Origin of the sequence: Methylobacterium sp. UNC378MF (assembly GCF_900103195.1) — a bacterium.
Lineage (GTDB): Bacteria > Pseudomonadota > Alphaproteobacteria > Rhizobiales > Beijerinckiaceae > Methylobacterium.
This window is the reverse complement of the sequence record NZ_FMWU01000013.1, coordinates 69,538-90,662: the sequence shown is the minus strand read 5'-3', so window position 1 is coordinate 90,662 and position 21,125 is coordinate 69,538. Positions and strand designations below refer to the sequence as shown.

At 70.6% G+C, this 21,125-nt stretch carries 17 protein-coding genes; 10 read left to right on the top strand and 7 right to left on the bottom strand.

Translation table 11 applies throughout. The features are described from left to right. Positions 1-4,845, bottom strand: coding sequence for an NAD-glutamate dehydrogenase (locus BLT59_RS15185; protein ID WP_091781602.1), 4,845 nt, complete (start codon positions 4,843-4,845; stop codon positions 1-3). Between the two features lie 159 nt (positions 4,846-5,004). On the opposite strand from BLT59_RS15185, the gene BLT59_RS15180 reads away from it, so the two are divergent. The 4 genes from BLT59_RS15180 (at position 5,005) to BLT59_RS15165 (ending at position 8,699) form a co-directional block, all read left to right on the top strand. Next, positions 5,005-5,421, top strand: a complete 417-nt coding sequence (locus BLT59_RS15180; RefSeq protein WP_091781599.1) for a MarR family winged helix-turn-helix transcriptional regulator — start codon at positions 5,005-5,007, stop codon at positions 5,419-5,421. 29 nt (positions 5,422-5,450) lie between these two features. After that, on the top strand, positions 5,451-6,737 hold the full coding sequence (locus BLT59_RS15175; protein ID WP_091781596.1) for an MFS transporter: 1,287 nt from the start codon (positions 5,451-5,453) through the stop codon (positions 6,735-6,737). A gap of 192 nt (positions 6,738-6,929) precedes the next feature. After that, positions 6,930-8,096, top strand: a complete 1,167-nt coding sequence (locus BLT59_RS15170) for a multidrug effflux MFS transporter (RefSeq protein ID WP_091781854.1) — start codon at positions 6,930-6,932, stop codon at positions 8,094-8,096. 75 nt (positions 8,097-8,171) lie between these two features. Further along, positions 8,172-8,699, top strand: coding sequence for a DoxX family membrane protein (locus BLT59_RS15165; protein ID WP_091781593.1), 528 nt, complete (start codon positions 8,172-8,174; stop codon positions 8,697-8,699). On the opposite strand, the gene BLT59_RS15160 is transcribed toward BLT59_RS15165, so the two are convergent. After that, positions 8,700-10,148 (bottom strand): MFS transporter, encoded by a 1,449-nt coding sequence (locus BLT59_RS15160; RefSeq protein ID WP_091781589.1) that lies wholly within the window; start codon positions 10,146-10,148, stop codon positions 8,700-8,702. 207 nt (positions 10,149-10,355) lie between these two features. Here BLT59_RS15160 and BLT59_RS15155 point away from each other — a divergent pair, with 207 nt between their 5' ends. From BLT59_RS15155 to panE, 3 genes are all read left to right on the top strand, one after another. Continuing rightward, entirely contained in the window at positions 10,356-11,246 is an 891-nt protein-coding gene (locus tag BLT59_RS15155) for a DUF3313 domain-containing protein (RefSeq protein ID WP_091781851.1), read from the top strand. 299 nt (positions 11,247-11,545) lie between these two features. Next, positions 11,546-13,039 (top strand): IMP dehydrogenase, encoded by a 1,494-nt coding sequence (gene guaB / locus BLT59_RS15150; RefSeq protein WP_091781586.1) that lies wholly within the window; start codon positions 11,546-11,548, stop codon positions 13,037-13,039. Positions 13,040-13,046: 7 nt separating this feature from the next. Further along, positions 13,047-13,991, top strand: a complete 945-nt coding sequence (panE, locus tag BLT59_RS15145; RefSeq protein ID WP_091781583.1) for a 2-dehydropantoate 2-reductase — start codon at positions 13,047-13,049, stop codon at positions 13,989-13,991. A gap of 22 nt (positions 13,992-14,013) precedes the next feature. Here panE and BLT59_RS31300 read toward each other — a convergent pair whose 3' ends face one another. Further along, entirely contained in the window at positions 14,014-14,187 is a 174-nt protein-coding gene (locus BLT59_RS31300; protein ID WP_175544019.1) for a hypothetical protein, read from the bottom strand. 212 nt (positions 14,188-14,399) lie between these two features. Here BLT59_RS31300 and BLT59_RS15140 point away from each other — a divergent pair, with 212 nt between their 5' ends. Together BLT59_RS15140 and BLT59_RS15135 are read left to right on the top strand one after the other, a co-directional pair. Beyond that, a complete protein-coding gene (locus BLT59_RS15140) occupies positions 14,400-15,701 on the top strand; it encodes an RsmB/NOP family class I SAM-dependent RNA methyltransferase (RefSeq protein WP_091781848.1) in 1,302 nt (433 codons plus the stop codon). Positions 15,702-15,815: 114 nt separating this feature from the next. Then, on the top strand, positions 15,816-16,829 hold the full coding sequence (locus BLT59_RS15135; RefSeq protein WP_091781845.1) for an alpha/beta hydrolase: 1,014 nt from the start codon (positions 15,816-15,818) through the stop codon (positions 16,827-16,829). A 4-nt stretch (positions 16,830-16,833) separates the two neighbouring features. Here BLT59_RS15135 and BLT59_RS15130 read toward each other — a convergent pair whose 3' ends face one another. The 4 genes from BLT59_RS15130 to BLT59_RS15115 form a co-directional block, all read right to left on the bottom strand. Further along, positions 16,834-18,072, bottom strand: a complete 1,239-nt coding sequence (locus BLT59_RS15130; protein WP_091781580.1) for a peptide ABC transporter permease — start codon at positions 18,070-18,072, stop codon at positions 16,834-16,836. A gap of 106 nt (positions 18,073-18,178) precedes the next feature. After that, positions 18,179-18,703 (bottom strand): DUF2937 family protein, encoded by a 525-nt coding sequence (locus tag BLT59_RS15125; protein WP_091781578.1) that lies wholly within the window; start codon positions 18,701-18,703, stop codon positions 18,179-18,181. Between the two features lie 80 nt (positions 18,704-18,783). Continuing rightward, the gene (locus BLT59_RS15120) at positions 18,784-19,797 is read right to left on the bottom strand and encodes a WD40 repeat domain-containing protein (RefSeq protein WP_091781575.1); all 1,014 of its coding nucleotides are present in this window, start codon (positions 19,795-19,797) and stop codon (positions 18,784-18,786) included. Next, positions 19,794-20,468 carry a YoaK family protein gene (locus BLT59_RS15115; RefSeq protein WP_091781572.1) on the bottom strand — a complete coding sequence of 225 codons (675 nt, stop codon included), beginning with the start codon at positions 20,466-20,468 and terminating at the stop codon, positions 19,794-19,796. The genes BLT59_RS15120 and BLT59_RS15115 overlap by 4 nt, the downstream gene beginning before the upstream one ends. Positions 20,469-20,675: 207 nt before the next feature. On the opposite strand from BLT59_RS15115, the gene BLT59_RS15110 reads away from it, so the two are divergent. Continuing rightward, complete coding sequence (locus BLT59_RS15110) at positions 20,676-21,104, top strand: response regulator (protein WP_091781569.1); 429 nt, start codon at positions 20,676-20,678, stop codon at positions 21,102-21,104. Positions 21,105-21,125 lie beyond the last annotated feature (21 nt).

Sequence of the window (21,125 nt, the reverse complement as noted above, 5' to 3'; positions counted from 1 at the left end):
TCAATCGGTCCGGACCAGGTCGCCCAGCAGACTCGCGGCCACCGTCGCCTTGGAGACCGTGAGGCCGGAGGCACTGATCGCGTCCACCGCCTCGCGGATCCTGGCCAGCGGGGCGCCGCGCGCCTTGATCCAGGCCTTCACCGCATCGGGCCCGGCGCCGAGATCCGCCACCACCTCGGCGGTCAGCTTCCGGTGGGCGGCGGCGATGCCGGCTCCCGCGCGCTCCAGGGCGACGCGGTCGAACGTGTCGGCCACCGGCACGGTGCGCGCCGCAGCGGCGAGGTCGTCGAGACGGAAGGCGTGTTCCAGCGCGAAATGAGTCGCCGCGACCTCCTCGACCGGTCGGCCACTCGCCTCCGCGACCCGAACGATATCGGGCGCGGAGACCAAGGCGGTGAGCGAGGCGAGCCGCCGGGCCTGGGCTTTGGCCATGCCATGTCCGGTCAACTCTGCCTCCCGGTCGCCGATCGTCGTCAGGGCTTCGTCGCCGAGGACCTTGGGCAGGGCCGCCTCCACGGCCGCGATGCCGTCCCGATAGCGGGCGACCACCGGCGCGAGTCCGCCGGTCAGGTCGAGATTGCGGATGAACCACACGATCCGGTTCGTCAGCAGATCCTGCACCTCCGCATAAAGGTCGAGCTGCCCCTGGCCGGAAACGCGGCCCGCGAGCCCGTCGATGGCGAGGTTCAGCTCCATCAGGCCGAAGGCGTCGCGGGTCACCGCGTAGGCCTTGGCGATGGTCGCGGCGTCGGCCCCGGTGCCGTCGACCAGGCGGGTCACCAGCGACGGGCCGCCGCGATTGACGATGATGTTAGCGAGTGCCGTGGCGATGATCTCGCGGCGCAGACGGTGCCCCTTGACAGCGTCCGGGAAGCGCTCGCGCAGCGCCTTCGGGAAGTAGCGCTGCAGCTCCCGGTCGAAATACGGGTCATTCGGGACGGCGCTCTCGAGGATTGCGTCGTGCAGCGACAGCTTCGCGTAGGCGAGCAGGACGGCGTATTCCGGCCGGGTCAGCCCCTCGTTCCGCCGCATGCGCTCGGCGAGGGTGCCGTCCTCCGGCAGGAACTCCACCGACCGGTCGAGTCGGCCCTCCGCCTCCAGCGCTTGCATCGTCCGCATGGCAAAGCCGGTCTCGCCCAGCCCGCTGCGCTGGGCAAGGGACAGGGCGAGCGTCTGGAGTTCGTTGTTGCGGAGGACCAAGCGTCCGACCTCGTCGGTCATGTCGGCGAGCAGGGCGTTGCGCGCCGCGTAGCTCAGCCGGCCGTCGCGCTCCGGAATCATCAGAGCGATCTTGATGTTCACCTCGACGTCCGAAGTGTTGACGCCGGCCGAGTTGTCGATGGCGTCGGTGTTGAGGCGGACGCCCGCGCGCGCGGCCTCGACGCGCCCGCGCTGCGTGAGGCCGAGATTGGCGCCTTCGCCGACGACCTTCGCGCGCAGCTCCGGGCCGGTGATGCGCAGGGCATCATTGGCGCGGTCGCCGGCATCCTCGTCGGTCTCGGTGGTGGCCCGGACATAGGTGCCGATGCCGCCGAACCAGAGCAGGTCGGCGGGCGCCTTCAGGATCGCCTGCATCAGCTCAGTGGGCGTCGCCTCGGCCCGTTCGAAGCCCAGCGCCGACCGGATCGCCTGCGACAGCGGTACGGTCTTCAGGCTGCGCGAGAATAAGCCGCCGCCCTCCGAGATCAGGCTCCGGTCGTAATCCGCCCAGGACGACCGCCCCAGATCGAACAGCCGCCGACGCTCGGCGAAGCTCGCCGCCGGATCCGGATTCGGATCAAGGAAGATGTCCCGGTGGTCGAAGGCCGCGATGAGGCGGATGCTCTCCGAGAGCAGCATGCCGTTGCCGAACACATCGCCCGACATGTCGCCGACGCCGACCGTGGTGATCGGGTCGGTCTGCACGTCGATGTCGATCTCACGGAAATGGCGGCGCACCGCCTCCCAGGCGCCGCGGGCGGTGATGCCCATGCCCTTGTGGTCGTAGCCCTGGCTGCCGCCGGACGCGAAGGCGTCGCCCAGCCAGTGGCCCTTTTCCAGCGAGAGGGCGTTGGCGATGTCCGAGAAGGTGGCGGTGCCCTTGTCGGCGGCGACCACGAGATAGGCATCGTCTGGATCGTGCCGCACCGTGTCGGGCGGGGGCACGATAGCGTTGTCGACGATGTTGTCGGTGAGTTCGAGAAGGGTGCGGATGAAGATCCGGTAGCTCTCGGTGCCCTCTTGCATCCAGGCGGCCCGATCAGAGGCCGGCGGCAGCCGCTTCGGGAAGAAGCCGCCCTTGGCGCCCACCGGCACGATCACGGCGTTCTTGACCTGCTGGGCCTTCACGAGACCGAGGATTTCGGTGCGGAAATCCTCCGGCCGGTCGGACCAGCGCAGACCGCCGCGGGCGACGTAGCCGAAGCGCAGGTGCACGCCCTCCACCCGCGGCGAATAGACGAAGATCTCGAAGAACGGCCGCGGCAACGGCATCGCCGTCACCTTCGCGCAGGCAAACTTGAAGCTGATCGTCTCCCGCGGCTGCCCGTCCGCCCCAGTCTGGAAGAAGTTGGTCCGCACCGCGGCCTCGACGAGGTTGACGAACCGGCGCAGGATCCGGTCGTCATCGAGGCTGGTGACCTCGGCGAGCGCCGTCTCGATGCCGGCGCGGACCTGCGCCTCCCGCGCCGCTCGATCGCCGGTGACGGCCGGGTCGAACCGGGCACCGAACAGCGCGACGATCGCGCGGGCGACCCCGGCGTGGCGGCTCAGCGTGCCGGCGAGGTAGTCCTGGCCGTAGCGGATCCGCAGCTGCCGCAGGTAGCGACCGAGCGCTCGGAGCAGGGCCGCCTCGCGCCAGGGGAGGGCGGCCTCCAGAACGAGGCGGTTGTAGCCGTCGGATTCGGCCGCACCATCCGCGATGGCGAGCATCGCGGCTTCGAGCGGTCGCTCCAGTGCCCCGAGATCGATCGCTGCGCCGGAGGCGCGCTCGATCAGCATGTCGTGCAGCCAGATCCGGGCTGACTCCTCCGCCCCCGCCGGCGCAATCCGGTAGGTGCGTTCGTTGATGACGCGGAAGCCGAGATTTTCGAGCACCGGTACACGATCGGACAGGGCGATGGCGGTCCCGCGCGAGAACACCTTCAGGCGGACCTGCCCGTCAGCATCGCTGGGCCGGCGTCCGAGATGGACCGCGCGCGGCTGCATCTCGCCGAGGCTGTCCAGAATCGCCACGTCGGCGACGGCGACCTCCGGCTGGAAGTTGTCACGGTATGCGGCGGAGAACGCGTCGCCGTAGCGCGCGGCCAGCTGGCGCGCCCGGTCGCCGCCCTGGGTCTCGGCCAGCGCCGCCCGCAGCGCATCACCCCACGTCCGGACCAGGGCGACGATCCCGGCTTCGAGAGACGCGGGATCGTGCTCCGGGCCTCCCTGATCGGGCAGGCCGATGATGTAGTGGATTCGGGCTAGCGAGCCTTCCGGATAGTCGGGATAGGCAGCGCTGAGCTGCCCGCCGTAGGTCTCGGCGAGATAGCTGCCGATCCGGGTCCGCACCCCAGAATCGTAGCGGTCCTTCGGAACGTAGACGAGCAGCGAGACGAAGCGACCGAAGCGGTCCGGACGGGACAGCACGCGGACGCGTGGCCGGTCGGCGAGGGCGGCGATGGCGAGGGTGAACCGGTAGAGCCGGTCGATGTCGATCTGGAAGAGTTCGTCCCGTGGGTAGCTCTCCAGCACGGCCAGGAGGCTGCGGCCCGCATGGCTCGTCGGGTCGAGGCCGGCGCGACGGACGACGGCTTCCACCTTCCGGCGCAGGACGGGTATTTCGCGGGCCGGGCTCGTATAGGCCGAGGCGGTGAACAGCCCGACGATCCGCACCTCGCCCGACAGCTTGCCGAGGCCGGAGAACAGCTTGACGCCGACATAGTCCAGGAAGGCCGACCGATGGACCCGGGACTTCACGCTCGCCTTGGTGATGATCAGTGGCTGCGGCTCTTCCAGGAAGGCGAGGATTTCCGGCGTGTAATCCACCGGGGTGTTGCCCCGGCGCAGAGGCGTCGCGCCGGGATCGCGGAGAACGCCGAGGCTCGACCCATCGACCAAGGGATGCGCGTCGCCGGCGATGCCGTGCTCCTGCATGCCGAGGATCAGGAACTGGCCGTCCGTCAGCCATTCGAGGAAGGCCCGCGCCTCTTCGGTTTCCGGCTCCGGCACCGGAGTCGGCGTCCGACCCAGATCCGCCGCGAGGTCGCTGAGGCGCGCCAGCATGGCGTTGTGATCGTCGCTCGCCAGGGCGACGTCCCGGTAGACCGCGTCGAGGGCGTTGAGGAGCCGCTCGCCGGTCTCGGCTGCCAAACGGTCGAGATGGATGTGGATGAAGCTCTCGCGCGCCAGACTCCCGTGCGCGTCCGCGGTCGTCTCCCCGACCACCCGGATGAGCCCGCCGGCGCCGTCCCGCTCCACGCCGAGGATCGGATGCGCGACGAGCTGCGGGGCGAGGCCCTGCTCGGTCAGTTCGGCCAGGGTCGAGTCCAGCAGGAACGGGCGGTTGTCATTGACCACCTCGAGAATCGTCGTCTCGCGCGCCCGTCCGTCGCGCAGGAACTCGCTGTCGCTCAGGCGCATCCGCGCCGGGTCGCCGGGGCTGCGGGGTTCTGACAGAAAGGCCCGGGCGCGGGCGGCGAGGTCTGCGAGGACCGCGGGGTCGTAGGGCGCCAGATCCTCCGGTGTCACGCGTCCGTACAGGTCGCGGACGAATCCGCCCGGTCCCCCTTGCTCGGTGACGATGTCGGCGGCCGCCTCGATCAGCCCGGTGCGGGCTGTCTTCTGCTCCGAGGAGGACAACGCCGTCGCGGTCTCGAGTGTCATCGCGCTTCTCCCGAACCGGGTCACTCGCCCAAGCGATAGCACCGTGGCCGGACGTGTCGATGATGCCGCCCGCTTGTTTCCGGGCCAACGGGTGTCGATCGATGCGAACCGTCAGCTTCAGCTTGCCCCCGGGAGCATGCGTGCATATACACCTATGCCATGAGTGGTCCTCCCCCCGAGCCGTGCACCTGCTCCGCCCTGCGTCGTGCGACGCGGGCGCTGACGGCGACCTACGACGCGGCACTGAAGCCGACCGGGCTTCGCGTCACGCAATTCGCGATTCTGCGCCATCTGGATCGGCTCGGGCCGGTTCCGGTCACCCGCCTCGCCGCCGAGGCGGCGCTGGAGCGGACCACGATGGGGCGCAACCTGGATCCGCTCAAGCGGCGCGGGCTCGTATCGGTCACCCCCGGCGAGGCGGATCCGCGCGAGCGCCGCGTGTCCTTGACCGATTCCGGGCGCGCGGCGCTCGGGGCTGCGACACCCTACTGGCGCGAGGCGCAGACGCGCATCAATGCCCGGGTCGATCCCGCAACCGTCTCCGCCATGGCGGAAGCCCTGATCTCCGCCGCCTGACCGATCCGCCCCGTTTCCGGAGCCCGTCCATGACCACCCTCACCGAGACGCGCCCCGGGTCGCGCGTGCATTATGCCTGGATCGTCGTGGCGATCACCTTCGTGGTGCTGCTCGTCGGCGCCGGCGTCCGCGCCACCCCGAGCGTCCTGATCGTGCCGTGGGAGCGGGAATTCGGCTGGTCCGCCGCCACGATCAGCGTCGGGATCGCACTCAACATCTTCCTGTACGGGATGATCGGCCCCTTCGCGGTGGCGATCATCGAGCGGTTCGGCCTGCGCCGCTCGGTCTGCACGGCGCTGCTGATCCTGGCGATCGGCACCGCCGCCACCAGCCTGATGACCGCACCCTGGCAGATGGTTCTGCTCTGGGGCCTCGTCGTCGGATCCGGATCCGGGATGGTCGCCAACGTCCTCGGCGCCACCGTCGCGGGGCGCTGGTTCGCCAAGCGCCGTGGCCTCGTGCTCGGCATGCTGACGGCGAGCAGCGCCACGGGCCAGCTCGTGTTCCTGCCGATGCTGGCCTCGCTCGCGGTGGGACAGGGCTGGCGCTCCGTCTCGCTGGTGGTCGCGGCGGCAACCCTTGCTCTGATCCCGCTGGCAGCCCTGTTCCTGCGCGACCGGCCGGCGGATCTCGGCCTGCCCCGCTACGGCGAGGCGTCGGTGACGCCGACGCCGGTCCTCACCGAGAATCCCGCCGTCCGGGCGCTGCGCGGCCTGCGGGTGGGTCTGCGCTCCCGGGATTTCTGGCTGCTCGCCGGGACGTTCTTCATCTGCGGCGCCTCGACCAACGGCCTGATCGGCACCCACCTGATCCCGGCCTGCATCGACCACGGCATCGCCGAGGTCACGGCGGCCGGTCTGCTGGCGCTGATGGGCATCTGCGACCTGATCGGCACGACCGCCTCCGGCTGGCTCACCGACCGGTTCGATTCGCGTAAGCTGCTGGCTTGGTACTACGGCTTGCGCGGCCTCTCGCTGATCTTCCTGCCCTATTCCTTCGACTACAGCTTCTACGGCCTGTCGCTGTTCGCGGTGTTCTACGGGCTCGACTGGATCGCCACGGTGCCGCCCACCGTCCAGCTCGCGGGCAAGTCCTTCGGCGAGGAGAACGCCGCGTTGATGTTCGGCTGGATCGCGGCCGCCCACCAGATCGGCGCGGCCTCGGCGGCCTGGCTCGCCGGCATGATCCGGACCGACACCGGCACCTATCTCGGCGCCTTCGTGTCGGCGGGCCTCCTGTGCCTCGTCGCGGCGCTGATGGCGGCCTTCGTGGGCCGCAAGCCCGCCGAGCCGGTCCTGCGCCCGCTGCCGGCCTGAACTGCGCCGGGCGGGCGCGGTTGTCACATGTGTGCCGCGAAGGACGAGCCCTGATCGGCCAATCCCAGCGCATCCCGAGAACCCGCTTTGACCATCGCGATCCGGCCCGTACCACCCGTCCAAGAGGTCCGTACGCTGCGACCCTGGTCGGGCCCGGGCTTTGCCGAGTTCGTCGCCATCATCGCTCTGATGATGGCGGTGACGGCGATCTCCATCGACAACCTGCTGCCGGCTTTCCCGGCGATCGAGGCGCGCTTCTCCGTGCCGGATCCCAACCGGCTGCAGCTCCTCGTCTACGTCTACATGATCGGCTTCGGCTTCGCGCAGATCGTCTACGGGCCGGTCTCGGACGCGCTCGGGCGAAGGCCGGTGCTGCTCGCAAGCCTCGCCGTCTATACGGTCGGCTGCGGCCTCGCCATGGTGGCGCCGAGTTTCGGCTGGCTGCTCGCCGCGCGGATCATCCAGGGCGTGGGGGCGGCCGGTGGGCGCGTGCTGTCGGTCGCGATCGTGCGCGACCGGTTCGCCGGCCGCGAGATGGCGAGCGTGATGTCGCTCACCATGATGGTGTTCCTGATCGTACCGATGATCGCGCCCGCGATCGGCGGGATGATGCTGGCCCTGGGATCCTGGGTCTACGTCTTCGTCTCGATGCTGGTCCTGGCCTTCTGGCTGACCCTCTGGTTCTCCCTGCGGATGCCCGAGACCCTGCACCCAGAATACCGCCGGCCGCTCTCGCCGGCCGCGACCTGGGAGGCGATCCGGCTCACGCTCAGGACGCGCGTCGCCATCGGCTACACCACCGCGCTCGGCCTGATGACCGGCTGCATCATGGGCTACGTGGGCTCCGCCCAGCAGGTATTCGACACCGGCCTGTACCATCTCGGCCCACTCTTCCCTCTGGCCTTCGGGCTGGTGGCGGGTTCCATGGGCGTGGCGACGCTGATCAACGCCCGTGTCGTCCGGCGGATCGGCATGCGGGCGATGTCCCACGGCGGGATCATCGCCTTCCTGGTGGTCGCGCTGGTGCAGGTCGGCGTCGGCTTCGCCTATCAGGGCCGTCCGCCGCTGGCCCTGTTCCTGGCGCTCCTGGCGTTGAATCAGTTCTTGATGAGCTTCGCGATGCCGAACTTCAACGCGCTGGCGCTGGAGCCCCTCGGCGCCATCGCGGGCACGGCGTCGTCGTTCCTCGGCTTCTACACGACGATCCTCGGCGCCCTCTGCGGCTTCCTGATCGGGCAGGCCTTCGACGGCACGGTGCTGCCGGTGGCGATCGGCTACGCGGGTCTGGGCGGTCTGGCGCTGCTGGTGGTGGCCTGGACCGAGAGGGGCCGATTGTTCCGCGGCGGGGTGGGCGGCTGAGGCGTCGGGCTTAACGCGGTCTTCAGCGGGAAACGGTCAAGCTCCGGGCTTCAACCCAGCTGACCGGACCCGCCCATGATCGCCCGCGTCCAGGACGGAACCCTCCTCGCTGCGCGTGTGCTGCTTGCCGCCGCGCTGCTGCCCACCGGAATCGCGCGGGCGCTCAACGTCTCAGGCTTCGCTCTCACGCTTGCCGGCAGCGGCATGCCAGCCCCAAACGGCGTCGCCACCGCCGCCGTGGTGGTTCAGGTCTTCGGACCGCTGGCACTGATCCTCGGCGTGCTGCCGCGATTGACCGGCCTGGCGCTCGCCGCCTTCGCGGCCGTGACGGCCTTCGTGCTCCACCCGTTCTGGCACTTCGTCGGTCCGGCCGCGGTCGCCGAGCGCACGCTGATGCTGGCCGATCTCGGGCTGGCGGGCGGTTTCCTGATCTACGCCCTGATGGGCCCCGGCGCGTGGAGCTGGCAGGGCTGGCGGGCCGGTGTCCCGGCCGCGGCGTCGAGCGCCAAGGCCACCGCCGGAAAGGCCTCGGCGAAGGGCAACGCCGCGCGGGGCGGCGGCAAGCGTCCGACCGGACGCGCGCCTGCACGCGCGGCGGCCTGATCAGCCGTGCCGCGGCCTCATCGCGGCGGACGGAGCCGCCGTCGCGGCGACGGTCTTGCGCCCGGAAATCTCCGCGCCGGCATCCGCCGCCAGCTTGCGGAAGCCCAGCACGGAAGCCGCCGAGATCATCGCCACGGCGAAGAAGGCCGGCCCGAAATCGGCGGCCTCGATCTGCGTCCGCCCGTGCCAGGCGGCCGTTCCCTCCAGCGCCAGCGCGCCGAGCGTGACGCCGAGGCTCAGCGACAGCTGCTGGCAGACGCTGGCGAAGCTGGTGGCCGCGCTCATCTCGCGGGATTCGAGATCCGCATACGCGATGGCGTTGACGCAGGTGAACTGGATCGAGCGCGAACAGCCGCCGACAAACAGCAGGGCCACCATGATCCAGTGCGATGTCTGCGCGGTGTAGAACCCGTTGACCGCCAGAAAGAGGGAGGCGACCAGCGCGTTCCAGACCATCAGGGTCCGGAAGCCGGTGCGGCGGAGGATCTTCGGCGCCAGGGTCTTCACGAACATCGCGCCGGCCGCCGCCGCGAAGGTGATCAGTCCGGAATGCAGGGCGTCGAGGCCGAAACCGACCTGCAGCATCAAGGGCAACAGGAACGGGATCGCGCCGGTTCCGATCCGGAACAGGCTGCCGCCGATCACCGCGACCCGGAAGGTCGGCCGCTCCATCAAGTCGAGCCGCACGATCGGGTGGGCGACCCGCCTGCCATGCGCCCAGTAGAGCGGCAGCAGGACCGCGCCCGCGGAGAGGCAGCCCCACGAGACGGAGCCGGGCAGCAGGTGGCGGCCCAGCGAGGCGAGTCCGAGCATCAGCGCAGCGAGCCCGGTGCCGAGCAGGACGAAGCCGAGGATGTCGAGGGGCGGTCGCTCGGGCTCGCGCACATCCTCGAAATACAGGCTCGCCAGCACGATTCCGGCACAGCCGATCGGCAGGTTGATGAAGAAGATCCACCGCCAGTCGAACCAGGTGGTGATCAGGCCGCCGACGGGCGGTCCCAGCACCGGGCCGACGAGGGCCGGGAAGGTCAGGTAGGCCAGCGCTGTGACCAGCTGCGATTTCGGCACGCTGCGCAGCACGACGAGGCGCCCGACCGGCACCATCATGGCGCCGCCCATCCCCTGGAGGAACCGCGCGGCGACGAACCATGCCAGCCCATTGGCGGCCGCGCAGGCGAGCGAGCCGGCCATGAACACGACCAGGGCGACACGGAAAACCGTCCGCGATCCGTAGCGGTCGGCCATCCAGCCGCTCACCGGGATGAAGATTGCGAGGCTGACCAGGTAGGAGGTCAGGGCGAGCTTAAGGGCGATCGGATCCTCGTTCAGGCTCGCCGCGATGCTGGGCAGCGCCGTGGCGATCACCGTCGAATCGGTGTTCTCCATGAACAGAGCGGTGGCGACCGTCAGCGGGACGATCCAGAACGGTCTTTGAGCGGTCGCAGGCATCAGACAGCAGACGCGTGTCGCGCCGCGACGGTTGCACGGCCGTGCAGCCACCTCGCACCCTCGTGTTTCGCGATTGTATCCCTCCTGCAACAGACGTTGAACGCCTGACGGAGCCCACCTTTTTTGCGGGTGCTCCAATGGCTACGTTTCCATCACGCGACCGTGAAGCCGCTCCAGCCGGCCCGGGGCCGGGCCCACGAGGAAATGATGCAGTCCAGCCCCAGCAAGATCCGCTCCGTGCCGCGGATCGCCGCCGGCGTCGCCCTTCTCTCGATGGTGGCCGCCTGCGGCACCGTCCTGCTCAACGACCGCGGCTCCCTCACGCGCTACGATCGGCTGAAGTCCAGCGATCAGGTCGCTTCGGCCTCGCGGATTTTCGTCGACCAGCCGGCTTTGGCGAAGGCCCGCACGGTGCGGATCATCCCGACCGCGTTCCACGCCGACGTGGCCGGGGCCGCGCCGCTGACGCCGGCCGAGCGCCGCCTCATCGCCAACGCTGCAGACCGGGCGCTCTGCTACGACCTGTCGCTGAAATACGACATCGTGACGAGCCGCGATGCCGACCTGACGGTGCGGGCGCAGGTCACCCGCGTCGATCCCACGGATCTCCTCGGCGCCGGCGCCACAATTGCGGGCTCGGCCGGCGTCACGGTGGCGTCGCAGCTCGGCCTGAGCTTCGCCGAGGGCGTCGGCCGCGTCCCGATTCCGCGGGTGCCGATCGGCCTCGGCAGCCTGACCGTGGAGGCCGAGGCACTGGACCGGCGGCGCGAGCAGCGGGCCGCCATGGTCTGGGGCGGAGCGGCCAATTCCTTCACCAGCCAGCCGCGCTTCTCCCAGGCCAGCGACGCCTACGATCTCGCCGGCGAGTTCGGCCAGGATTTCGGCTACATGCTGGCGACGGGCGAGGATCCGTTCACGGCGCCCAACACGCTTCCGACCTGGGACCGTATCCGCATCACCACGCTCGGCGAGGCGCCTCTCGACCCGGATTGCGAAGCCTTCGGCCGCGCCCCCGGGATCGACGGGATGCTCGGCGACTATATCGGCCTGCCGCCCGAATATACCGACAAGGGGCCTGCCACGCCGGCGATGCGCTGAAGCGCCCTCGGCATTCCGCGTCGTCGCGAGCGCTCCTCGCCAGAGGGTCGCTCCACACCGCGTCATGGCGCTGCGCTCGTGACGAACGCCGAGGGACGCGTCGACCCTGGGGGCCTCGGCGTCCGAAGGCGCCGTCCCGCGGTCCGACCAAGCGTGGATAAGCACCGAGCCATGCACGTTTTGGCATTGCGACGCATCAACCGCGCATTGGCGCCGTCACGGAGCCCGTGATACTGGCACTTGCCAACCCGATCCCGCAGCGCGAACCCCACGCGCTGCCGTCCGAGGAAAGTTGGCACATGGCCCGAGTAGAAACCGCATCGATCATCGAGGGCCTGACCTTCGACGATGTGCTCCTGCGGCCCGCCGCCTCCTCGGTGATGCCCACCGAGGTGAGCGTGGCCTCCCGGCTCACCCGCACGATCCCTCTGAACCTGCCGATCCTGGCTTCCGCCATGGACACGGTGACGGAAGCCCCGATGGCCATCGCCATGGCGGCCAATGGCGGCATGGGCGTCATCCACCGCAACCTGGAGCCGGCGGAGCAGGCCGAGCAGGTCCGCCTCGTCAAGAAGTACGAGTCCGGCATGGTGATGAACCCCATCACCATCCACCCCGACGAGACCTTGGCCGACGCCTTCGAGGTGATGAAGCTCAATCGCATCTCCGGGATTCCGGTGGTCGAGCGCGGCCCGAACGGCTCGCGCGGCAAGCTGGTCGGCATCCTGACCAACCGCGACGTCCGCTTCGCCACCAACTCCGCCCAGCCGGTCGCCGAGCTGATGACCCGCGACCGTCTGATCACGGTCCGCGAGGGCGTGACGCAGGACGAAGCCAAGCGCCTGCTCCACCAGTTCCGGATCGAGAAGCTGCTGGTCGTCGATGACCATTACCGCTGCATCGGCCTGATCACCGTCAAGGACATCGAGAAGCGCGTCGCCTACCCGAACGCCGTCAAGGACGAGCAGGGCCGCCTGCGGGTCGCCGCCGCCACGACGACGGGCGACAGCGGCTTCGAGCGGGCCGAGCGCCTGATCGATGCCGGCTGCGACGTCATCGTGGTCGACACCGCCCACGGCCACTCGATCAAGGTGCTCGACGCCGTCGCACGGGTGAAGCAGCTCTCGAACGCCGTGCAGGTCATCGCCGGCAACGTCGCGACGCGGGACGGGGCCAAGGCGCTGATCGATGCCGGCGCCGATGCCATCAAGGTCGGCATCGGGCCGGGCTCGATCTGCACCACCCGCATCGTCGCGGGTGTCGGCGTGCCGCAGCTCACCGCCCTCATGGAGGCCGTCGAGGCGGCGGGCGAGGCCGACATCCCGGTGATCGCCGACGGCGGCATCAAGTATTCCGGCGACCTCGCCAAGGCGATCGCCGCCGGCGCCTCCGTGGCGATGCTCGGCTCGCTTCTCGCCGGCACCGACGAGGCGCCCGGCGAGGTGTTCCTCTACCAGGGCCGCTCCTACAAATCGTACCGCGGCATGGGCTCGGTGGGCGCCATGGCCCGCGGCTCGGCCGACCGCTACTTCCAGGCCGAGGTGAACGACACCCACAAGCTCGTGCCGGAAGGGATCGAGGGTCAGGTGCCCTACAAGGGACCGGTCGGCAACGTCTTGCACCAGCTCGCCGGCGGCCTGCGTGCCGCCATGGGCTATGTCGGCGGCGCCACGATCCCCGAGTTCCAGGAGCGGGCACAGTTCATCCGCATCACCAATGCCGGCCTGCGCGAGAGCCACGTCCACGACGTGACGATCACCCGCGAGAGCCCGAACTATCCGTCGCGGACCTGAGGGATCGATGCGCACGCTGATCGTCGGGGCCGGCGCGACCGGAGGCTATTACGGAGCGCGTCTCGCCGAGTCGGGCGCAGACGTGACCTTCCTGGTCCGGCCGGCGCGGGCCGCGAAGCTCGCCGCGGACGGCCTGAACGTCCGCTCGCCGCTCGGTGACCTGCATCTGGCCGATCCGCCCACTGTCACGGCCGATCATCTGGCGGGGGCCGGCCGGTTCGATCTGGTCCTGCTGTCGTGCAAGGCCTACGACCTCGACAGCGCGGTTTCGGATCTGGCGCCGGCGGTGGGCGAGGGCACCGCGATCCTGCCGGTGCTGAACGGCATGTCGCATCTCGACGTGCTCGACGCCCGCTTCGGCGCCGAGCGCGTCCTCGGTGGCTCCTGCGCCATCGCGGCGACGCTCGCGCCGGACGGCGCGATCCGTCACATGAGCGAATTGTGCAGCATCACCTACGGCGAGCGCGACGGCTCGCGCTCGGCCCGCATCGAGTCGGTGGATGCCCTGATGCGCGGGCTCAAGTTCCAGCCGCGCCTGAGCGACGTGATCCTGCAGGAGATGTGGGAGAAGTGGGTGTTCCTGGCGACGCTGGCCGGGGCGACGACCCTGATGCGCGCCGCGGTCGGCGACATCGTGGCGGCACCCGAGGGTACCGCGCTGATTGCAGCCCTGCATGCCGAGTGCACGGCCGTGGCCGCTTCGAGCGGCTTCGCCCCGCGGGCGGTCGTGGCCGAGCGGGCGCGGGCTCAGCTGACCGCTGCCGGATCCACCTTCACGGCCTCGATGCTGCGCGACATCGAGAACAAGGGGCGGATCGAGGCGGATCACGTGATCGGCGACCTGATCGCGCGCGGCCGGCGGCAGGTGCCGGAGGCGGTGTTCCCGCTCCTGACCGCCGTCTATACCGGCCTCAAGGCCTACGAGGCCCGACGGGCACGGGAGGCGGCTTGAGCCGCCGCCCCGTGCTGACGTCTTAGTAGCGGCCGGGCGGCGGTGCGGGCGGCGTGCCGTATTCCAGCTGCGTCTTGGCGTCGACCCGCGGGCGCGGTGGCGGCGTCAGGTCCGGCTGGGCCGCGGGCGCGCTCGCACAGGCGGCAAGGGTGGCGGTAACCAGGGCCGCGAGGGCGAGGCGAAGGGTTGACGTCATGGGCTGGGGTACTCCCGGTACGCGCCCGGAGACGGACCGCTCTGGTCCGAGACGGGCGGATGCCATACGACACGCGGCAGTCCACACGACGGACCACCCGCAGCACGGTCTGCGCCGCGAAGGTGCAGGAAGCTCGGCCGTATCGTGGCGGCATCGTGGGCCAAGCGTGGCCGTTTCGCGTCCGCGCTGACGCATTCCGAAGGATCCGACCCCTGACCCCCGCCGCTCGCTGCTCCGCCGCCATCGAAGTCCTGACCGATATCGCCGAGCGCCGTCGGCCCGCCGCGGACGCCCTCAAGGATTGGGGCCTCGCCCATCGCTTCGCGGGTTCGGGCGACCGAGCGGGCATCGCCAGCCTCGTCTACGACGCCCTGCGGCGCCGGGCATCGGCGGCCTGGATCATGGGCGCGGACACACCGCGCGCCATCCTGATCGGGACCCTGCGCCTCCAGCAGGGGCTCGCCGCGGCTTCGGTCGCGGCCTTGTTCACGGGCGAGCGCTTCGCGCCGCCCCCCCTCAGCGACGACGAGCGCTTACGCCTCGACGGGGGGACGCTGCAGGATGCGCCTCCGGAGGTGGCGGGCGACGCCCCGGCCTTCGTGCTCCCGGACCTCGCGGCCTTGCTCGGCGACGACCTCATCCCGGAGCTGAAGGCGCTGGCCCGGCGCGCGCCCCTCGATATCCGCGTCAACGCCCTGCGCGGCGGCCGCGATGCGATCCTGCCGGCGCTCGCCGCCTTCGACGCGGCCCCGACGCCGCACGCGCCGGCGGGTTTGCGCGTTCCGATCGGCGCAGACGGGCGCGGTCCGGCGCTGCACGTGGAAGCGGAGTTCCTCGAGGGCTGGTACGAGATCCAGGACGAGGGCTCGCAGCTCGCCGCGCTTCTGGCCGCGCCCCGGGCCGGTGAGACGATCGTCGATCTCTGCGCCGGCGGCGGCGGCAAGACCTTGGCGCTTGCGGCCGAGACCGGGAACGGTGCCCGCCTGATCGCCACCGACGGCGACCCGCGCCGCCTGGCGCCGATCCATGAGCGCCTGCGCCGGTCCGGTGCGCAGGCCGAGGTGCGGACCCCGCGCAGCGGCAAGGCGCGGGCCGACATCCTTGAGGATCTCGACGGCAAAGTCGATCGGGTCGTGGTCGACGCCCCCTGCACCGGCTCCGGTACGTGGCGCAGGAACCCGGACGCCAAATGGCGTCTGCGGCCCGGAAGCCTCGCGCTGCGCACCGCCGAGCAGGCCCAGGTCCTCGATCGGGCGGCGCGGCTCGTCCGGCCCGGCGGCCGGATCGTCTACATCACCTGCTCGCTGCTGGCGGCGGAGAACGACGCGGCTGTACAGGCCTTGGTGTCCGGTTGGCGTGGCCGCTTCGACGTCGTTCCCCCGGACGACGTGCTGGCGGCGGGGCCGGATTCGCTGCGGGCGGCCGTGCGGACAACCGCCCATGGGGTGCAGATGAGCCCGCTCCGGACCGGGACCGACGGCTTCTACGTCGCGGTCATCGCGCGAAAGGCCTGAGGCGCGCGGACGCGGCGGAACCCGCGACGAAGCCTTTGGCGTTGGACCGGCGCTCCCGCGGGAGCTGGGCCGTCTGCGGACGGCTCCGATCGCAGCTCGATCCGGGAGATGCCCTTGCGCCTCGACCGCCGTTTCCTGCTCGCCGGCCTCGGAAGCGTTCTGGGATCCCGCAGCGCCCGTGCTGAACGCCCCACGGGAACGGAACCGCAGCCGTCACCGCAGGAGGCGGTCCGGGCGCTCCCGCGCAGCCTGCCGGGCGCGGATCTGGCAGTGATCGATCTGTGGCCCGGCGAAATACCGGGCGGTGGCGACGGACCGGACGCGGACAATTTCCGCTACGTCGAGGGACGATACGGCGATGTCACCCGGGTGTCGCGGCCATGCCTGCTGGTCATGCGGCCGGCCAATCCCAGCGGTGCCGCGATGATCGTCGCCGCGGGCGGCGGCTACCAGTCCATTGCCCTCGGCAACGAGGGCGTGCCGGTCGGGCGGGTCCTCAATGCCGCCGGCATCACGGTCTTCCTCCTCGTCTATCGCCTGCCCGCGGAGGGTTGGGGTGCGGGGCCGGACGCGCCGCGGCAGGACGCACAGCGCGCCCTCCGGCTGGTCCGGGCGCGGGGTGCGGAGTTCGGCATCGATCCCGGCCGCGTCGGCGTCCTCGGCTTCTCGGCGGGCGGGCACCTGATGGGCGAGACCGCGGTCGGCAGTGCCCGAAATCTGTACGCCGGCGTGGATGCCGCCGATGAGCAACCCATCCGTCCGGTGCTGGCCGGATTGATCTATCCGGTCATCACCATGCGCAAGCCGTTCGACCGGACTGCCACGCGCCGCATCCTCGTGGGCGACGAGGTCACGCCCGCCGAGATGAAGACCTACTCGGTGGACCTTCAGGTCGGGCCGGAGACGCCACCGACCTTCCTGGTCCAGGCGATCGACGATCCCGTCGCCGTCGCCGACCACCCGCTGCTCATGTTCTCGGCCCTGCGGAAGGCGCGGGTGCCGGCCGAACTGCACCTGTTCGAGCGCGGCGGCCACGGATTCGGCCTCGGCGCGCCGGGGACGCCCGCGGCGGCTTGGCCAGGCCTGTTCCTGGCCTGGATCCGCCTTCACGGCTTCCTGCGCACCTGAGCCTTCAGCCCTCGCGGGATTGCAGCCGCTGCAGCTTGGCCACCTTCGGCCGGCTGGTGCGGAACTGACCCCGCTCCACGGCGACGAAGACCACGATCGCGATGGCGACGGTCGTCAGCCACCAGACGGACGTGAGGCCGACGCTCAGGCAGGCCACCGTGAAGGCGGCGGCGAAGCAGCCCATCGCGCCCGGCACCAGCGCCGGACCGTCCCGCCCGGCCCGGCGGATCGAGGCGTAGAGTGCGAAGGCGGCGGCCAGCGCGCCGACGATTCCGAGCTCGTACCAGAACTCGAAGAGCGCGGTTGTCGGAGCATTGGCCGGGAGGAGGCCGATCAGACGCCCGCGCAGCGCCGTCTCGAAACCGTGCCCGGTGATCAGCCGTACCGGATCTGCCGTGACCACCTTTTGCCAGCTCTTGAGCGACAGCACCGCGGGCGCGAGCGGCCCGAGGAGGGCGGCTCCCACGGGCCGCGCCAGGAAAGGCAGCAGCGGCGCGGCGGCCAGCAGAGCGGTCGACAGGAAAGCGGTGAGCATCACGCCGAGCCGCGGCCGGTAGCTCGTCACCGCGAAGGCGATGGCGCCCACCGACAGGGCGGCGATCTGGGTCCCGTCGGGCTGGACCGTGAGGGCGAGGGCGACCAGCAACGCCAGGCCGAGCGCTTCGCGATCGCGGCGCCGGGAGCGCAGCCACGCCAGCGCCGGCCAGAGCAGCAGGATCAGCAGGACCAGTCCGCGATCCAGCGCACCGTCATCCTCGACGCCGGACGGGCCCAAATGGGCACCGAACAGCCCGAGCACGATCGCTACGATCGCCCCCGCCACGACGCCCAGCGGCAGCAGGTAGAGGTTCGCCGAGCGCATCCGGTCGGGAAGAGCCAGGTAGCCAAGGAGTGCGAGGCCGATCGTCGCGCCCAGGTTGGCCAGCCGCTCCAGGGCCGGCCCGAGGAAGGGGGTCCAGATCAGCGACAGCGCCGACCACAGAACGACCAGCATGCCCGCCAGGAAGGCCGGAGCGGTCAGAAGGCGGTAGGTCGAAGGGCGGACCGGGCGCTGGCGCCGGTCGATGACACTCGCGATGATCAGCAGGATCACGGCAATCGGTGCAAGGATCACCGAGGCGCGGCGTGCGACCTGCGCCAGGACCGGGAGAACGACGAACAGGCCGAAGAAGCCGATGCGGCGCAGCAGAGCGGCGGCGTCGAGCGCCGGATCGATGGTGGTGGAGGTCGACGCGCGCGGCATCTTGCGCCTTCTCCCGGACCGGGACGGCCGGATCCCTGCTCGATACGCAAGGCTCGCGCAAGCCGCTGTAGACGTTGCGCCACACTCTCGGCTGCACGAACCGCGCTCAGGCGACGCGCGCGGTTTCGCGGGGGCGCCGACGCACCGCCCGCCGGCCGACATCCGAGGCGACTCGCCAGCCGCCCCACGCGACGAAGAACCCGATCAGCCCTGCTGCGAGGCCGTCGGCGCTGGTGGGGACGGCCGGGCTGAAATCGCGATAGGCCGCCTCGGCCACCGGCAGGTCCGGATCGCGCAGCATCGCCACGACTCGCCCGAGGGGGCTCGTCGCCGAGGCCAGGGCCTGTTGCTGAGCACTCAGACGGGCGAGGCGCGCGATGTCCGCCTGGGCTGCGTCGCCGCGGCGGGCGACCAGCTGATCCGGGTTGGCGCGGAGCCGATCGACGGCCCCGTCGCGGGTCGTACCGGACGCCTGCGCGTCGGATTCGAGCACCGCCACCTGCCGGCGCAGTTCGTCGGCGGCACCGCCGAGCCGCTGCGCGTATTGCTGGGCGAATTCGGGGGCCTGCGCGGCCACGACGCCGCCCAGCAGGCCGAGCGCCAGCCCGAAGGTGCGGAACACGCGAAACATGTCTGGCCTCCGGCGCGGGAATCGACCTCCGACAAAGAGCATGCGCGCGGCCACGGTTCCAGCCGGGACCGCGACAGGTCTCAGCCCGGAAGCGTCAGCAGGCCCGCCTTGCCGTCGGCGCATCCGAACAGCAGCCGGCCGCCGCGCCCGTCCCAGGCCAGCGCCGTCACGCCGCTCCCCGGAATGGCTGGCCGCACCAGAAGCTCGGCCGCATCGTTGAAGCGGACGAGCAGAATGCAGCCGTCCTCGTAGCCCATGGCCAGCACCGGTGCCTTCGGGTGGAACGCGACCCGCGAGACCCGGGCGGGACGGACACCGCATTCCCGCGGCGCCTTGCCGGTCGGGCCCTCCTTGGAGTCGAAGGGCCACACGATTGCCGCTTCCGCGCCGCTGGTCGCGAGCCAGTGCCCGTCCGACGACCAGGAGATCGAACGGACCTTGCCGGGATAGCCCGACATCCTCATGTGGCCGCGGTCCGGCTGCAGGCGCCAGCCATGCAGGCTGTTCTCCTGCATGGTGGACACCACGAAGCGGCCGTCGGGCGACCATGTCACGTCGATATGCGAACCCTTCCAGCCGATCACCTCGGCAGGCGTCTCCAGGTTCGGGTACCAGAGGCTGACCCCATTGTAATGGGCGATACCGAGCCGATACCCTTTGGGCGCGAAAACGAGGCCACGTGCGGAGGAGGGGGCCTCGAAGGTCTTCTCACGGCCCTTCGGGTCGCGGGCCACGACAATGCGGCCGGCCGACCAGGCGACGGCGCCGTCGGGATGGACGGCCAGCGCGTCGATCCAGGCGCCGCCCTTGGCTATGGCGATCTGCTCCAGCGTTCCGTCTTTGCGGATCGCCACCACGCGGCCGTCGTCGCCGCCGGTGACCAGCCGGTCGCCACACCCGGTTGCGACGAGGATTCCGCTGTCAGGATGGGTCGTGACCCGGGACAAACCGTCTTCCCGCGCCAGGGCGACGGTGCCGTCGCTCAACGCCAGGGCAGGCACATCCTTCAGGAAATGCGCCGCGAGCACGTGCTCGCCGGGCTCCAGCGCGGCGACGTGACTGGTGAGGGAGGGATTGCTGACAGGGCTGCTCATGTTGGGGGGACATTTGCGGCCGGCGGCGCGGTGCGCAAGACCAGGAGAGCGGTAATCAACGCCAGGCCGCCCGTGATCGCCGCCGGGGTGATCAGCGCGTACAGGCCGAATTGCTGATAGGCGTGGGCGCCCATCAGGGCGCCGACCAGCAGCGACACCCAGACCAGAGCGTCGCCGATCCAGCCCAAAGGATTACCGGTACGGGTGAGCGCCTGGGCGATCTTCTGACCCAGGCTGAACAGCGCGCCGGTGACGAAGGTCGTCCCGGCCCGGAACCCTGTGACCTGCGTCAGGACCGCGTTCTGCGACCCCATCGCCACCGCGATGAAGAAGGCCGCGAGGCCGAGTTCCGGCGATGCGAGGCCGAGCCCGAGGCCGGCGAGGATCAGCAGCGCTTCGTAGGCGAGCACCGTGGGCGTCGCCCAGCGGGCGGGAACCAGGATCGCCAGTCCACTCCCGAGGACCGAGCCCGTGAGGAAGGCGAAGATCAGGATCGCGGGCAGGACCATGCGGTGCAGCTCGACCTGCGCCCCGAGAACGGCGAGCTGTGTGGTGTTGCCGCTCATGAAGGACGTGTAGAGCCCGCCGAGCCGCACGAAGCCCAGGGCGTCGACGTATCCGGCCAGCCCGGTGAGGAGCAGGCCGGTCCCGAGCTGCCACGGGCGCTTCACTGTCCGACCCTCGCGAGGCAGCCCGGTAAGGCTTCGTTAACCATTCCGGAGACTTCGTTGACGGATGCCGGACGGCGGTTAACGCGCCGCTCACCGAACCCGAGCAATTCGATGCAATCACGGTGAACGCCGCGTCGGAAGGGGCCGTTGCCCCAACGATCCGGCTCGGGGACATCGTGCCCCCGCCGGGTGAGTGGGAGTTGCGTCATGGTTCCGTTCGCCGCTTTCGTCTGCCCGTCCCCGCCCGCCCCGGACCGGGCCGTCGCCACGATCCTGGTGGTCGAGGACGAGCCGACCGTATGCGAGCTGGCCGCCGAAGCGCTCCTCGATGAAGGGTATCGGGTGCTCACGGCCGCGGACGCTTGGGAGGCCGAGGCGATCCTCGCTCGGGAGAGCGTCGATCTGCTCTTCACCGATATCGACCTGGCCCGCAACACGGATGGCCTGTCGCTGGCCCGCTGCGCCCGCAGGCTCTCGCCCGGCCTCCCGGTCGTCTACACCTCCGGGGGGCGGGCCTCGCTCCCGCCCTGCGAGGCGGTTCCGGGCTCGGTCTTCGTGCCGAAACCCTACCGTCCGAGCCAACTCGTGGCGCTGACGCAGGATGTTCTGCGCGCCACGCTCCTTCACGCCGTCTGAACCGGACCTCCGAGGATACCC

Bases quoted from the DNA above. Each gene is read 5' to 3' on its own strand.
- BLT59_RS15185 (WP_091781602.1), bottom strand. From the start codon at position 4,845: ATGACACTCGAGACCGCGACGGCGTTGTCCTCCTCGGAGCAGAAGACA.
- BLT59_RS15180 (WP_091781599.1), top strand. From the start codon at position 5,005: ATGAGTGGTCCTCCCCCCGAGCCGTGCACCTGCTCCGCCCTGCGTCGT.
- BLT59_RS15175 (WP_091781596.1), top strand. From the start codon at position 5,451: ATGACCACCCTCACCGAGACGCGCCCCGGGTCGCGCGTGCATTATGCC.
- BLT59_RS15170 (WP_091781854.1), top strand. From the start codon at position 6,930: ATGGCGGTGACGGCGATCTCCATCGACAACCTGCTGCCGGCTTTCCCG.
- BLT59_RS15165 (WP_091781593.1), top strand. From the start codon at position 8,172: ATGATCGCCCGCGTCCAGGACGGAACCCTCCTCGCTGCGCGTGTGCTG.
- BLT59_RS15160 (WP_091781589.1), bottom strand. From the start codon at position 10,148: ATGCCTGCGACCGCTCAAAGACCGTTCTGGATCGTCCCGCTGACGGTC.
- BLT59_RS15155 (WP_091781851.1), top strand. From the start codon at position 10,356: ATGCAGTCCAGCCCCAGCAAGATCCGCTCCGTGCCGCGGATCGCCGCC.
- guaB (WP_091781586.1), top strand. From the start codon at position 11,546: ATGGCCCGAGTAGAAACCGCATCGATCATCGAGGGCCTGACCTTCGAC.
- panE (WP_091781583.1), top strand. From the start codon at position 13,047: ATGCGCACGCTGATCGTCGGGGCCGGCGCGACCGGAGGCTATTACGGA.
- BLT59_RS31300 (WP_175544019.1), bottom strand. From the start codon at position 14,187: ATGACGTCAACCCTTCGCCTCGCCCTCGCGGCCCTGGTTACCGCCACC.
- BLT59_RS15130 (WP_091781580.1), bottom strand. From the start codon at position 18,072: ATGCCGCGCGCGTCGACCTCCACCACCATCGATCCGGCGCTCGACGCC.
- BLT59_RS15125 (WP_091781578.1), bottom strand. From the start codon at position 18,703: ATGTTTCGCGTGTTCCGCACCTTCGGGCTGGCGCTCGGCCTGCTGGGC.
- BLT59_RS15120 (WP_091781575.1), bottom strand. From the start codon at position 19,797: ATGAGCAGCCCTGTCAGCAATCCCTCCCTCACCAGTCACGTCGCCGCG.
- BLT59_RS15110 (WP_091781569.1), top strand. From the start codon at position 20,676: ATGGTTCCGTTCGCCGCTTTCGTCTGCCCGTCCCCGCCCGCCCCGGAC.